The organism is Pseudomonas sp. Ma2-10, assembly GCF_054330215.1.
Map to the genome: position 1 here is coordinate 150,567 of NZ_JBTEYL010000001.1, position 13,520 is coordinate 164,086.

Sequence of the window (13,520 nt, forward strand, 5' to 3'; positions counted from 1 at the left end):
TCAGCCTGCCACCTTCAGGCGACAGCCCTGTGACACGAACCTGCTTCATAAGGACCGGCTATCATACACTGCGTTTTTGACCTGTCCTTAACGGTTTTTTTTGTCCGGGGAAATGCAGTCGACGGGGACTCCTCGTGATCGATGCTGAGAGGAAACCGTTCGTCAGCCCTGATCAAAGCTTTCAGAAACAACTTTGACAATCATTCTCGTTAACATTAAGATCCATCGCAATTGAGTCACAACCAGCGACGGTTCTCACTTATGTATGTTTGCCTCTGCACTGGCGTCACCGACGGTCAAATCCGCGAAGCGATCTATGAAGGTTGCTGCAGCTATAAGGAAGTCCGTCAAGCCACCGGCGTTGCTAGCCAATGCGGCAAATGTGCCTGCCTTGCCAAGGAAGTGGTCCGCGAAACCCTGACCACACTGCAATCGGCCCAGGCCGCGATTCCCTACCCTGTAGAATTTACTGCCGCATAATTAACGTATTTCAAAGAACCGGACTCGATGTCCGGTTTTTTTATGTCTGAAAATCAATCGCTTACGCTCTAGACGCGGAACACAAACATTCCTATTCCGATTAATTTTCACTTAAGTTTCAATAACTTAGGTTTGACACTCTTAATTGCGCGGCTCAGACTCTGCCTTATAGACAGCTACTTAGGGCAGGACCCCATCATGAAAGGCGACGTTACAGTCATCCAGCATCTCAACAAGATCCTTGCCAATGAACTGGTCGCGATCAATCAATACTTCCTGCATGCACGCATGTACGAAGATTGGGGCCTGAACAAGCTCGGCAAGCACGAATACCACGAATCCATCGACGAGATGAAGCACGCGGACAAGCTGATCAAACGCATCCTTTTCCTTGAAGGCCTGCCGAACGTCCAGGACCTGGGCAAGCTGCAGATCGGCGAGCACACCAAGGAAATGCTTGAGTGTGACCTGCGTATCGAACGCACCGGTCATGCGGATCTCAAAGTGGCTATTGCTCATTGCGAAACCGTTGGCGACTTTGGTAGCCGTGAACTGCTTGAAGATATTCTTGAATCCGAAGAAGAACATATCGACTGGCTGGAAACCCAACTGGGCCTCATCGATAAAGTCGGTCTTGAGAACTATCTGCAATCGCAGATGGGCGAAGAGTAAGTTAGCGCCCGCTAAACTCTAGACATTAAAAAGCCCCGCTCTCTGTTAAAGAGGCGGGGCTTTTTATTGCCATTGTAGGAGCATGGCTTGCCAGCGATGAACGATGACGCGGTGTTCTTGCTAAACCGCGGCGCCTGCCTCGCGAGCGAGCTTTGCTCCTACAGACCAGTCAGGCTTCGGTCTTGTTGGCAGCAGCAGCTTCGACAGCAACCTTGATGGTGGTTTGCAGCGAACCGTCTGCAGCCATCTCGGCCATGATGTCGCTACCGCCGACCAGCTCACCGCCAACCCACAGTTGCGGGAAGGTTGGCCAGTTGGCGTATTTTGGCAGGTTGGCGCGGATTTCCGGGTTCTGCAGGATGTCCACGTACGCAAACTTTTCACCACATGCCATCACGGCCTGCGAGGCTTTCGCGGAGAAGCCACACTGCGGGGCATTCGGCGAACCTTTCATGTAAAGCAGAATGGTGTTGTTAGCAATCTGCTCTTTAATCGTTTCGATGATATCCATGGAGCACCTCGGCTGAACTTTCCGACTCAGTGGTCGGCACGGTGGCGCATTGTAACGGAAACCTGAGCACCCTGCTCGGTATCCCCGACAGACATGATCAGGCCGCTGCCACCGTCACTGGCACACCGTTCAATGCCGCATTGCCCGACAACTCATCGAGCTGACACTCGTCGGTCAAGTCATTGGCGCTGGAACCCGGCTGACCACTGGCAATGGTCATCTGCACACCCGGCCGCGCATGGCCCCAACCGTGAGGAAGGCTGACCACGCCTTTCATCATATCCAGACTGCCGAGCACTTCAACTTCAATCACACCGACCCGCGAACTGACCCGCACGCGCTGCCCGTCGTTGAGCCCACGACCGGCCAGGTCATCCGGGTGCATCAGCAATTGATGGCGCGGCTTGCCCTTCACCAGGCGATGATAGTTGTGCATCCACGAGTTGTTGCTGCGCACATGACGGCGGCCAATCATCAGCAACTCATCGGCCGCTGGTGCCTGCAAGGCTGCAAAGCGCGCCAGGTCGGCAAGAATCGCGGGGGGCGCAGCCTGGACGAACTGGTTGGCGGTTTTCAAGCGTGGCGCCAGGTTAGATTTCAGCGCCCCGAGATCGACACCATGAGGGTGATCGAACAAGGTCGCCAGCGACAATTTCTGTTCCGAAGCATCACCATACAACCCCATCCGCAAGCCACGGTCGATCATCTGCGCTGGCGGGACCGTCGGTTTCAGTGCCTTGCCAGTCTTCTCAGCAAAGGCCTTGGCCAACCCCACGAAAATCTCCCAGTCATGTAACGCACCTTCGGGTTTGGCCAGGATCGCGCGGTTGAACCGACTGACGTTACGCACCGCGAACATATTGAAAGTCGTGTCGTAATGATCATTTTCCAGGGCCGATGTGGACGGCAGAATCAGGTCGGCATAACGCGTGGTTTCATTGATGTACAGGTCGATGCTGACCATGAACTCCAAACCGTCCAGGGCCTGTTCCAGTTGTCGGCCATTGGGCGTCGACAGCACCGGATTACCCGCCACGGTAATCAGCGCGCGGACCTGCCCCTCCCCTTCGGTAAGCATCTCTTCGGCCAGCGCCGAGACCGGCAGTTCTCCACCATATTCAGGACGCCCAGAGACCCGGCTCTGCCACAGATTGAAATGCCCACCCGAGGTGGACGCCACCAGGTCCACCGCAGGTTCGGTGCACAACGCACCTCCTACGCGATCGAGATTACCGGTAACCAAGTTGATCAGTTGTACAACCCAATGACACAAGGTGCCGAACGCCTGGGTCGAGACACCCATGCGGCCGTAACAGACCGCCGTCGGCGCCGCTGCAAAGTCCCGCGCCAGTTGCCGGATCTGTTCGCCGGGCACCGCACACAGTGGGCTCATGGCCTCGGCGGTGAAATTCGCGACCGCCTCCCGCACCTCATTTAGACCGTCCACCGGCAAATGACTGTCGCAGGTCAGACCTTCAGCGAACAAGGTATTGAGCAGTCCGAACAACAACGCCGCATCGCCACCAGGGCGCACAAATAGATGTTGGTCGGCAATCGCCGCGGTTTCGCTGCGGCGCGGATCGACCACCACCACTTTGCCGCCGCGTGCCTGAATAGCCTTCAAGCGCTTCTCCACATCCGGCACGGTCATGATGCTGCCGTTGGAGGCCAGCGGATTGCCGCCCAGGATCAGCATGAAATCGGTGTGATCAATGTCCGGGATCGGCAACAGCAAACCGTGACCGTACATCAAATGGCTGGTCAGATGATGGGGCAACTGGTCGACTGAGGTCGCGGAAAACCGGTTGCGGGTTTTCAACAGGCCGAGAAAGTAATTGCTGTGGGTCATCAGCCCATAGTTGTGCACGCTGGGGTTGCCTTGATAGACCGCCACCGCGTTCTGTCCGTGACGCTCCTGAATCGCCGCCAGCCGTTCAGCTACAAGGTTGAAGGCATCTTCCCACTCGATGGGTTGCCATTCGCTGCCGACCCGCAGCATCGGCTGACGCAGACGATCCGGATCGTTCTGAATATCTTGCAGCGCGATCGCCTTGGGGCAAATGTGCCCGCGGCTGAATGTATCCTGAGCGTCACCCTTGATCGAAGTGATCTGCACTGTGCCTTCGACCTCGGTGGTTTCGATGGTCAGGCCGCAGATGGCTTCACACAAGTGGCACGCACGGTGATGGAGAGTCTTGGTCATGGCCAGTCTCTGTCTTGTTCTGGGCGGGCAATATCGGCCGCGGGAACAAAACTATGGCGCCCGATCCACTGCAGCGCCAGCGACGTTCGTCTTGTGAATCGACGGCCATCAGGCCCGCCGATGACCTCTGGGATCAGCTCGGCGGCACTTGCAACTGGATCTCCTGAATGGTTCGATCTGCTCGTGAGCGACATGGACACCCGTGAGCTCGCCGATCAGTCCCCGGTGCCCGTCTAGCCCGGCACTAATGGTTGAGGCCGAGTAATTCCATTAACTGTCGCTCTTTCGATTCCACTGCGAAGGCTTCCTGGGTCGTTCGTGCGTTCGTTATTACCCGCCACTTTGCATTAGAGAATGTTTCAGACCAGACACGTCAGAAACCGACTGTTGCTACGCTTTCCCCGCCCCGTTTGATTGCAATGCCCCGCGACCCCAGTGTACAAATGGCGGGCTGCTGTCAGGAAACAGACTTCAAAAGCGCTAATGCGGTCATCCCGTAGCCCCTCTGAAATCCCCTAAAAACCGTAGCCCTATTGGTAAGACGCGACATTTAATTATAAGATCGCGCCTTCCCCTATTTCGTCGCCCCGTGCGGCTTACGCCGCAGGTCTCGCCCGTTTTTCAGTTAAACAAGGCTTTGAGTATCTGCGGTCTGTTGCAAAAAGGTAGTCAATGATGAGCGCAAGGCACTTTCTCTCCCTGATGGATTGCACGCCCGAAGAGCTGGTCAGCGTGATTCGTCGAGGCGTTGAGCTCAAAGACCTGCGTAACCGCGGAGTACTGTTCGAGCCTCTTAAAAACCGCGTGCTCGGGATGATTTTCGAGAAGTCCTCGACCCGCACCCGTATTTCGTTCGAAGCCGGCATGATCCAGCTCGGCGGTCAGGCGATTTTCCTGTCGCCGCGCGACACCCAGTTGGGCCGTGGCGAGCCGATCGGCGATGCTGCCATTGTCATGTCGAGCATGCTCGATGCGGTGATGATCCGCACGTTTTCCCACAGCACACTGACCGAATTCGCTGCCAATTCGCGCGTCCCACTGATCAACGGCCTGTCCGATGACCTGCACCCATGCCAGTTGCTGGCCGACATGCAGACGTTCCTCGAACACCGCGGTTCGATCCAGGGCAAAACCGTGGCCTGGATCGGCGACGGCAACAACATGTGCAACAGCTATATAGAAGCGGCGATCCAGTTCGACTTCCAGTTGCGCATCGCTTGCCCGGAAGGCTTTGAACCCAACCCTGAGTTCGTGGCCAAGGCCGGTGATCGGGTCACCATCCTCCGCGATCCGAAGGATGCCGTACGCGGCGCCCACCTGGTCAGCACCGACGTCTGGACCTCCATGGGCCAGGAAGAGGAAACCGCCAGGCGCCTGAAACTGTTCGCGCCGTTTCAGGTCAACCGCGCCCTGCTCGACTTGGCCGCACCGGACGTGCTGTTCATGCACTGCCTGCCGGCCCACCGCGGCGAGGAAATCAGCGTCGACCTGCTCGATGACCAACGTTCCGTCGCGTGGGATCAAGCCGAAAACCGTCTTCACGCACAGAAAGCCTTGCTCGAGTTTCTCGTCGAACCGGCGTACCACCACGCATGAGCCATCCATTACTGCTGAACCTGCGTAACCTCGCCTGCGGCTATCAAGACCAGCGCGTCGTGCAGAACCTCAACCTGCATTTGAATGCCGGCGACATCGGTTGCCTGCTGGGCTCTTCGGGTTGCGGCAAAACCACCACGTTACGGGCGATTGCCGGTTTCGAACCGGTACACGAAGGTGAAATCCAGTTGGCGGGCGAGACGATCTCCCGGGCCGGTTTTACCCTCGCCCCGGAGAAACGCCGGATTGGCATGGTGTTCCAGGATTACGCGCTGTTTCCGCACTTGAGCGTGGCCGAAAACATCGCCTTCGGGATCCGCAAGCACCCGCAAAAGGATCGCGTCACCGAAGAGTTGCTGGAACTGGTCAACCTGAAAAACCTCGGCAAGCGCTTCCCGCATGAGCTGTCCGGTGGTCAACAGCAGCGCGTCGCACTGGCCCGTGCCTTGGCGCCGGAACCGCAATTGCTGCTGCTCGACGAACCTTTTTCCAACCTTGATGGCGAACTGCGACGCAAGCTCAGCCATGAGGTGCGCGATATCCTCAAGGCCCGTGGCACCAGCGCAATCCTGGTGACCCACGACCAGGAAGAAGCCTTCGCTGTGAGCGACCATGTGGGGGTTTTCAAGGAAGGTCGTCTGGAACAGTGGGACACGCCCTACAACCTGTATCACGAACCGCTGACGCCGTTTGTCGCCAGTTTCATCGGTCAGGGTTATTTCATTCGCGGTCAGCTGAGCAGCCCCGAGTCAGTGCAGACCGAACTGGGTGAGTTACGCGGTAATCGTGCCTACACCTGGCCGGTTGGCGGCGCGGTGGATGTACTGCTGCGTCCGGACGATATCGTCTATGCACCGGACAGCACGTTGAAGGCCCGGATTGTCGGCAAGTCTTTCCAGGGTGCCTCCACCTTGTATCGCTTGCAGTTGCCGACCGGCGCGCAGCTGGAGTCGATTTTCCCCAGCCATGCCGATCATCAGGTGGGCTCAGAGGTCGGCATTCGTGTCGCGGCGGATCACCTGGTGCTGTTTCAGGCGTCGGGCAGTACGGCGGCGCAGATTCCGGCCGTCGAATCCGGTGTCCGCCGCTACAGCAGCGCTCACTGAGCACACGCTATAAAATGTGGGAGCTTGCTCCCACATCGGGTGTTCGTTTAACCCAGCATCAGCGTTCCGCTTGCAACGAGCGTCGCATTCCCGCCGATTTTCACCCGATCCCCTTCCAGCCGACAGAACAACTCCCCGCCTCGAGCCGAGCGCTGACAAGCCGTCAGGCTCGACTTGCCCAAACATTTCGACCAGTACGGAATCAGGCTGCAATGGGTGGAACCCGTCACCGGGTCTTCGTTGATGCCGATCGCCGGCGCGAAGTAGCGGGAAATAAAATCATGCTGGCTGCCCCTGGCCGTGACAATTGCTCCTGGCCACGGCAGTTTCGCCAGTGCAGCCATGTCCGGCTGACATTCGAGCACCGCCTGTTCGGATTCCAGCACCACGAACAACTCGTTCGCCCCCAGCACATCAACCGCTTCAACACCCAGCGCGCGCTCGACATCCAGGGTCACGCCCACTTCCGATGGCATGATCGCCGGGAAATCCAGCCACAAGCGCTCACCCTCACGGCTCACACTCAGCGGGCCAGACTTACAGACGAAGTCCAGGCGCTCGACCGGCTCTTTATAGATTTCAAACAGAACGTAAGCGCTGGCCAGGGTTGCATGACCGCACAACGGCACTTCGGTAGTCGGGGTAAACCAGCGGATGCGCCAGCCCTGCCCTTCGCGTACCACGAAAGCGGTTTCGGCGAGGTTGTGCTCGGCGGCGATCTTCTGCATCAACTCATCGGCAAGCCAGGCATCGAGGCGATAGACCATCGCCGGGTTGCCACTGAACGGCCGATCACTGAACGCATCGACCTGATGAAACTCAAGTTGCATAACCTTCTCCCTTTGTCAGGCCACCGAGCATGAAGCTGCCGGCGACGCGGCACCAGTGACAGAGCCCGTAAATTTGCACCATACAGCGCCGGGCTGGTCGTTCGCGTCAGGCACGGCCGATATCAGCGAACTTTGCCTGGGTATGTTCGGCCAGCACTGCGGGTGCCAGTTCGACTTCCAGCCCTCGTCGCCCCGCACTGACAAAAATGCTGGCAAAGAGCTGAGCTGAATTATCGATAAAGGTGCGCAAGCGCTTTTTCTGCCCCAGCGGACTGATGCCGCCCAAGAGGTAACCGGTGGATCGTTGCGCAGCGGCTGGGTCGGCCATTTCGACCTTTTTTACGCCCGCAGCATGCGCCAGGCCCTTTAAGTCCAGACTTCCGACGACCGGCACCACAGCTACCAGCAGTTCACCTTTCTCACTGGCCGCCAGCAAGGTCTTGAACACCTGCCCCGGATTCAGTCCCAGCTTCTGCGCGGCCTCCAGCCCGTAGGACGCTGCCTTTGGATCATGTTCGTAACTGTGAACGTGATGTTCGGCACGAACTTTTTTCAACAAATCCAATGCAGGGGTCATGACAGCTCCGGACTGGGCGGCAGTAGAAAAATACTGCGCTGGATTCTAGGTCATTGATCAATAAAAGACTCTATTACAGCGCGATTTCAAAGGCTTGGCGGCGTCTTATGCCGTTCGTCCACCTCCGGCCTGTCGCGTAAACGATGCGGTCATTCATGTGACTAATAGTTCGATTGTGACTGATGGTTCACTTTCGACCTTTGACAGCAGCGTTTCTTGTCTATATTTTTTCGAATCTGAATACTGTACGAATGTTCCCATCGCAGCACCCAGCAGTAAGCCGAGAACAGGATGGGGATCCTGTCTCGGTGAAAATCGCGCTTTGACCATGATGAAAAAGCGCCAGACAACAACAAAAACGAGGTTTTCAATGACAACTGCTTTACAACAACCGTCGCTCTCAAGCCAATGCATGGCGGAATTCTTGGGTACTGCGCTGCTGATATTTTTTGGTACCGGTTGTGTTGCCGCGCTCAAGGTCGCGGGTGCCAGCTTCGGCCTTTGGGAAATCAGCATCATCTGGGGGATCGGCGTGAGCATGGCGATCTACCTGACCGCCGGCGTTTCCGGCGCTCATCTCAATCCCGCCGTCAGCATTGCCTTGAGCATTTTCGCTGACTTCGAAAAGCGCAAACTACCGTTCTATATTCTCGCCCAGATCGCTGGGGCCTTCTGTGGAGCGTTGTTGGTTTACACGCTGTACAGCAATCTATTCTTCGATTACGAACAAACTCACCATATGGTTCGTGGTACTCAGGCCAGCCTCGAATTGGCGTCGGTGTTTTCCACCTTCCCCAACCCGGCCTTGACCACGGCACAAGCCTTTCTGGTTGAAGTGACCATCACCGCCATCCTGATGGGCGTGATCATGTCCCTGACCGACGACAACAATGGCTTGCCAAAGGGTCCGCTCGCTCCGCTGCTGATCGGCCTGCTAATTGCCGTGATTGGGAGTTCGATGGGGCCGCTGACCGGTTTTGCGATGAACCCGGCACGCGATTTCGGTCCTAAACTGATGACTTTCTTCGCTGGCTGGGGTGAAATTTCCTTCACCGGTGGGCGCGATATCCCGTATTTCCTGATTCCGATTTTTGCACCGATTATCGGTGCCTGCCTCGGTGCTGCAGCTTATCGCGGGCTGATTGCCCGTCATCTGCCCAGCGCCCTACCTGCTACAAAGGACGCAGCACCGGCCATTGACGGCAAACCAAGAATTTCTTGATCCCGTTGGCGCGTGATCCTGCCCTTAAGATCGCGCGCCGGACCTCACTTCCTTTTTTCGTCCAAGGCAATCGACATGACCGACACTCAGAATAAGAACTACATCATTGCCCTCGATCAGGGTACGACCAGCTCCCGCGCGATCATTTTCGACCGCGACGCGAACGTGGTCTGCACCGCCCAGCGCGAATTCGCACAGCATTACCCGCAAGCCGGTTGGGTCGAACACGACCCGATGGAAATCTTCGCGACCCAAAGCGCCGTGATGGTCGAGGCCCTGGCTCAAGCCGGCCTGCATCATGACCAAGTCGCTGCCATCGGCATCACCAACCAGCGCGAAACCACCGTGGTCTGGGACAAGACCACCGGCCGCCCGATCTACAACGCGATCGTCTGGCAGTGCCGCCGCAGCACCGAGATCTGCCAGCAACTCAAGCGCGACGGTCACGAGCAATACATCAGCGACACCACCGGCCTGGTCACCGACCCGTACTTCTCCGGCACCAAGCTCAAATGGATCCTCGACAGCGTCGAAGGCAGCCGCGAACGTGCGCGCAAAGGCGAACTGTTGTTTGGCACCATCGACAGCTGGCTGATCTGGAAATTTACTGGCGGCAAAGTCCACGTCACCGACTACACCAACGCGTCGCGCACCATGCTCTTCAACATCCACACATTGGAGTGGGACGCGAAGATGCTGGAGATCCTCGACATCCCGCGCGAAATGCTGCCGCAAGTTAAATCGTCGTCGGAAATCTACGGCCACACCAAAAGCGGCATTGCCATCGGCGGTATCGCCGGTGACCAGCAAGCAGCTCTGTTCGGCCAGATGTGCGTCGAGCCCGGCCAGGCGAAAAACACCTATGGCACCGGCTGCTTCCTGCTGATGAACACCGGCGACAAAGCGGTGAAATCCAAGCACGGCATGTTGACCACCATCGCTTGCGGCCCGCGCGGCGAAGTGGCATACGCGCTGGAAGGCGCTGTGTTCAACGGCGGATCGACTGTTCAGTGGCTGCGTGACGAACTGAAGATCATCAACGACGCCCACGACACCGAATACTTCGCCAACAAGGTCAAGGACAGCAACGGCGTGTACCTGGTACCCGCCTTTACCGGGCTGGGCGCGCCGTACTGGGACCCGTATGCCCGAGGTGCACTGTTCGGCCTGACGCGCGGCGTACGCGTGGATCACATCATTCGTGCAGCCCTGGAGTCGATTGCCTACCAGACCCGCGACGTTCTGGACGCCATGCAACAGGACTCCGGCGAACGCTTGAAATCCCTGCGTGTAGACGGCGGCGCAGTTGCTAACAACTTCCTGATGCAGTTCCAGGCCGACATCCTCGGCACTCAGGTCGAGCGCCCGCAAATGCGCGAAACCACCGCACTGGGCGCGGCGTACCTGGCCGGTCTGGCGTGTGGCTTCTGGGGAAGCCTGGATGAGCTGCGTGGCAAGGCTGTGATCGAGCGCGAATTCGAACCGAACCTGGACGAAACCGCGAAGGAAAAACTCTATGCTGGCTGGAAAAAAGCCGTCAGCCGCACCCGCGATTGGGAACCGCATGAAGGCGCTGAATAAGCCAAGCTGAGTACTCGTATCTGTATGTAACTGGTAGGGAGCAGATTCCTGCGGCATCATGGGCAAATTTTGCACGGCAGCCCAAAGGAAGCCCCATGAATCTGCCTCCCCGTCAGCAGCAAATCCTCGAACTGGTCCGCGAACGCGGCTATGTCAGCATCGAGGAAATGGCTACGCTGTTCGTCGTTACACCGCAAACCATTCGCCGCGATATCAATCAGCTCGCGGAAGCCAATTTATTGCGTCGCTACCACGGCGGCGCAGCCTACGACTCCAGTGTCGAAAACACCGCCTACGCCATGCGTGCCGACCAGATGCGCGATGAAAAGCAGCGTATTGGCGAAGCCATTGCGGCTCAAATCCCGGATCACGCCTCGCTGTTCATCAATATCGGTACCACCACCGAATCCATCGCCAGGGCGTTGCTCAATCACAATCACCTGAAGATCATCACCAACAACCTGCATGTGGCTTCGATGCTCAGCGCCAAGGACGACTTCGATGTCCTGCTGACGGGTGGCAACGTGCGGCGCGACGGTGGCGTGGTCGGTCAGGCCAGTGTCGACTTCATTAACCAGTTCAAGGTTGATTTCGCCTTGGTCGGCATCAGCGGTATCGATGAAGACGGCAGTCTGCTGGACTTCGACTATCAGGAAGTTCGGGTGTCCCAGGCGATCATCGCCAATGCCCGACAGGTCATCCTTGCGGCTGACTCCAGCAAATTCGGGCGCAACGCCATGATTCGTCTGGGGCCGATCAGTTTGATTGATTGCCTGGTGACCGATCAGCAACCGGTGCCGGCGTTGGCGCAGTTGTTGAGTCAGCACAAGATTCGACTGGAAGTGGTTTAACCCCCTCCCCTATAGCGAGGGGTTTCATCCCCTCGCTACATTTGCTCTTCGCAACCCTTTAAATGTTCGAAAATTTTCCTTTGGCCGCCCTTCGATCAGTATTTTCAATCGAAGTTAACTGGCTGTGGGCGTCTTTATGGGCTACCATTTTCGCAAATGAACATTAATGTTCGAATTCAAATACTGAAAATCATAAAAGCCCGAGGCTAGCCAATGCCCACTTCTACCTTGCCTACGCCCCCTCTCGCTGAGATCTACGATGTCGCCGTCATCGGTGGCGGGATCAATGGCGTGGGGATCGCAGCGGATGCCGCCGGTCGCGGTCTTTCGGTGTTTCTTTGCGAAAAGGATGACCTGGCCAGCCACACCTCGTCAGCCAGCAGCAAGCTGATCCACGGTGGCTTGCGCTACCTTGAACATTACGAATTTCGTCTGGTGCGCGAAGCCCTGGCCGAACGCGAAGTGCTGCTGGCCAAGGCCCCGCACATCGTCAAGCAGATGCGCTTCGTGCTGCCGCACCGCCCTCACCTGCGTCCGGCCTGGATGATCCGTGCCGGTCTGTTCCTTTATGACCACCTCGGTAAACGGGAAAAACTCGAAGGCTCCAAAAGCCTGAAATTCGGCCCGGACAGCCCGTTGAAAAGCGAAATCACCAAAGGCTTCGAATACTCCGATTGCTGGGTCGACGATGCTCGTCTGGTGGTGCTGAACGCCATGGCCGCCCGCGAAAAAGGCGCCCACGTTCACACCCAGACTCGCTGCGTCAGCGCCCGTCGCACCAAGGGAATGTGGCACCTGCATCTGGAACGCGCCGATGGCAGCCTGTTCTCGATCCGCGCCAAAGCACTGGTAAATGCCGCCGGCCCTTGGGTCGCCAAGTTCATTCGTGACGACCTGAAGATGGAATCGCCCTACGGCATCCGTCTGATCCAGGGCAGCCATCTGATCGTGCCGAAGCTGTACGAAGGCGAACACGCGCACATTCTGCAAAACGAAGATCAGCGCATCGTGTTCACCATTCCGTACCTGAACCACTTCACCCTGATCGGCACCACCGACCGCGAGTACACCGGCGATCCGGCAGCAGTCGCGATCACCGAAAGCGAAACCGACTACCTGTTGAAGGTGGTCAACTCCCATTTCAAGAAACGCATCAGCCGCGACGATATCCTGCACAGCTATTCCGGTGTTCGCCCACTGTGCAACGACGAATCCGACAACCCGTCGGCCGTCACCCGCGATTACACCCTGGCATTATCGGGCACTGGCGAAGAAGCGCCATTGCTGTCGGTGTTTGGCGGCAAGCTGACCACTTACCGCAAACTCGCCGAGTCGGCGCTGGCGCAACTGGCTCCGTACTTCAAAGACATCAAGCCGAGCTGGACCGCCAGCGCTACCTTGCCGGGCGGCGAAGACATGACCACCCCGCAAGCCTTGTGCGCCTTGATCCGTGACAAGTTCGACTGGGTGCCGACCGAAATCGCCCGCCGCTGGTCCACCACCTACGGCAGCCGCACCTGGCGCATGCTCGAAGGCGTGCAGAATCTCAGTGATATGGGCGATCACATCGGTGGCGGTCTCTATACCCGCGAAATCGATTACCTGTGCAGCGAAGAGTGGGCAACCACCGCGCACGATATTCTATGGCGCCGCAGCAAGCTGGGGCTGTTCACCACCCCGCAGGAACAGGACAAGCTCAAGGATTACCTGAACAAGGTCGAACAGAACCGTAGCAAGATCGAAGCCGCCTGATCGGGTACCCGGTTAAACCAAAGCCCCTGAATCGAGAGATTCAGGGGCTTTTTGCATTCTGCAGAACACCACTGATCAACATATGAGAGTCAAGGCATGGCATTCGGTTTTCCGAACACGACCTGCCGGTCGATTCGGT

12 protein-coding genes are annotated in these 13,520 nt (G+C 57.5%); 8 read left to right on the plus strand and 4 right to left on the minus strand.

Features of this window, described 5'->3' with window-relative positions:
• Positions 1-261 precede the first annotated feature (261 nt).
• Both ACXPVS_RS00665 and bfr read left to right on the plus strand, forming a co-directional pair.
• Positions 262-480 carry a bacterioferritin-associated ferredoxin gene (locus ACXPVS_RS00665; RefSeq protein ID WP_458508192.1) on the plus strand — a complete coding sequence of 73 codons (219 nt, stop codon included), beginning with the start codon at positions 262-264 and terminating at the stop codon, positions 478-480.
• A 198-nt stretch (positions 481-678) separates the two neighbouring features.
• Positions 679-1,152, plus strand: coding sequence for a bacterioferritin (gene bfr, locus ACXPVS_RS00670; RefSeq protein WP_056742015.1), 474 nt, complete (start codon positions 679-681; stop codon positions 1,150-1,152).
• 169 nt (positions 1,153-1,321) lie between these two features.
• Here bfr and grxD read toward each other — a convergent pair whose 3' ends face one another.
• On the minus strand, positions 1,322-1,663 hold the full coding sequence (gene grxD, locus ACXPVS_RS00675) for a Grx4 family monothiol glutaredoxin (protein WP_458508193.1): 342 nt from the start codon (positions 1,661-1,663) through the stop codon (positions 1,322-1,324).
• Between the two features lie 97 nt (positions 1,664-1,760).
• A complete protein-coding gene (locus tag ACXPVS_RS00680; RefSeq protein ID WP_458508194.1) occupies positions 1,761-3,866 on the minus strand; it encodes a molybdopterin oxidoreductase family protein in 2,106 nt (701 codons plus the stop codon).
• 675 nt (positions 3,867-4,541) lie between these two features.
• On the opposite strand from ACXPVS_RS00680, the gene argF reads away from it, so the two are divergent.
• Together argF and ACXPVS_RS00690 are read left to right on the plus strand one after the other, a co-directional pair.
• Positions 4,542-5,462 (plus strand): ornithine carbamoyltransferase, encoded by a 921-nt coding sequence (argF, locus tag ACXPVS_RS00685; RefSeq protein WP_458508195.1) that lies wholly within the window; start codon positions 4,542-4,544, stop codon positions 5,460-5,462.
• Entirely contained in the window at positions 5,459-6,568 is a 1,110-nt protein-coding gene (locus ACXPVS_RS00690) for an ABC transporter ATP-binding protein (RefSeq protein WP_458508196.1), read from the plus strand. Before argF ends, ACXPVS_RS00690 begins: the two co-directional genes overlap by 4 nt.
• A gap of 47 nt (positions 6,569-6,615) precedes the next feature.
• Here the strand turns inward: ACXPVS_RS00690 and ACXPVS_RS00695 are convergent, their stop codons facing one another.
• Positions 6,616-7,398 (minus strand): PhzF family phenazine biosynthesis protein, encoded by a 783-nt coding sequence (locus ACXPVS_RS00695; RefSeq protein WP_458508197.1) that lies wholly within the window; start codon positions 7,396-7,398, stop codon positions 6,616-6,618.
• A gap of 106 nt (positions 7,399-7,504) precedes the next feature.
• Positions 7,505-7,975 carry a Cys-tRNA(Pro) deacylase gene (ybaK, locus tag ACXPVS_RS00700; RefSeq protein WP_458508198.1) on the minus strand — a complete coding sequence of 157 codons (471 nt, stop codon included), beginning with the start codon at positions 7,973-7,975 and terminating at the stop codon, positions 7,505-7,507.
• A gap of 370 nt (positions 7,976-8,345) precedes the next feature.
• Here ybaK and ACXPVS_RS00705 point away from each other — a divergent pair, with 370 nt between their 5' ends.
• The 4 genes from ACXPVS_RS00705 (at position 8,346) to glpD (ending at position 13,381) form a co-directional block, all read left to right on the plus strand.
• A complete protein-coding gene (locus tag ACXPVS_RS00705) occupies positions 8,346-9,197 on the plus strand; it encodes an MIP/aquaporin family protein (protein WP_458508513.1) in 852 nt (283 codons plus the stop codon).
• Between the two features lie 75 nt (positions 9,198-9,272).
• Positions 9,273-10,778 carry a glycerol kinase GlpK gene (glpK, locus tag ACXPVS_RS00710; protein WP_458508199.1) on the plus strand — a complete coding sequence of 502 codons (1,506 nt, stop codon included), beginning with the start codon at positions 9,273-9,275 and terminating at the stop codon, positions 10,776-10,778.
• 95 nt (positions 10,779-10,873) lie between these two features.
• Positions 10,874-11,629: a DeoR/GlpR family transcriptional regulator gene (locus tag ACXPVS_RS00715; RefSeq protein ID WP_007916700.1), complete on the plus strand. Its 756-nt coding sequence runs from the start codon at positions 10,874-10,876 to the stop codon at positions 11,627-11,629.
• Positions 11,630-11,842: 213 nt separating this feature from the next.
• Positions 11,843-13,381: a glycerol-3-phosphate dehydrogenase gene (gene glpD / locus ACXPVS_RS00720; RefSeq protein WP_458508200.1), complete on the plus strand. Its 1,539-nt coding sequence runs from the start codon at positions 11,843-11,845 to the stop codon at positions 13,379-13,381.
• Positions 13,382-13,520 lie beyond the last annotated feature (139 nt).

What these genes read in the sequence shown, in the direction of transcription:
- ACXPVS_RS00680 (WP_458508194.1), bottom strand. Translation starts at nt 3,866, where the DNA reads ATGACCAAGACTCTCCATCACCGTGCGTGCCACTTGTGTGAAGCCATC.
- ACXPVS_RS00705 (WP_458508513.1), top strand. Translation starts at nt 8,346, where the DNA reads ATGACAACTGCTTTACAACAACCGTCGCTCTCAAGCCAATGCATGGCG.
- ACXPVS_RS00715 (WP_007916700.1), top strand. Translation starts at nt 10,874, where the DNA reads ATGAATCTGCCTCCCCGTCAGCAGCAAATCCTCGAACTGGTCCGCGAA.
- ybaK (WP_458508198.1), bottom strand. Translation starts at nt 7,975, where the DNA reads ATGACCCCTGCATTGGATTTGTTGAAAAAAGTTCGTGCCGAACATCAC.
- ACXPVS_RS00690 (WP_458508196.1), top strand. Translation starts at nt 5,459, where the DNA reads ATGAGCCATCCATTACTGCTGAACCTGCGTAACCTCGCCTGCGGCTAT.
- argF (WP_458508195.1), top strand. Translation starts at nt 4,542, where the DNA reads ATGAGCGCAAGGCACTTTCTCTCCCTGATGGATTGCACGCCCGAAGAG.
- ACXPVS_RS00695 (WP_458508197.1), bottom strand. Translation starts at nt 7,398, where the DNA reads ATGCAACTTGAGTTTCATCAGGTCGATGCGTTCAGTGATCGGCCGTTC.
- grxD (WP_458508193.1), bottom strand. Translation starts at nt 1,663, where the DNA reads ATGGATATCATCGAAACGATTAAAGAGCAGATTGCTAACAACACCATT.
- ACXPVS_RS00665 (WP_458508192.1), top strand. Translation starts at nt 262, where the DNA reads ATGTATGTTTGCCTCTGCACTGGCGTCACCGACGGTCAAATCCGCGAA.
- glpK (WP_458508199.1), top strand. Translation starts at nt 9,273, where the DNA reads ATGACCGACACTCAGAATAAGAACTACATCATTGCCCTCGATCAGGGT.
- bfr (WP_056742015.1), top strand. Translation starts at nt 679, where the DNA reads ATGAAAGGCGACGTTACAGTCATCCAGCATCTCAACAAGATCCTTGCC.
- glpD (WP_458508200.1), top strand. Translation starts at nt 11,843, where the DNA reads ATGCCCACTTCTACCTTGCCTACGCCCCCTCTCGCTGAGATCTACGAT.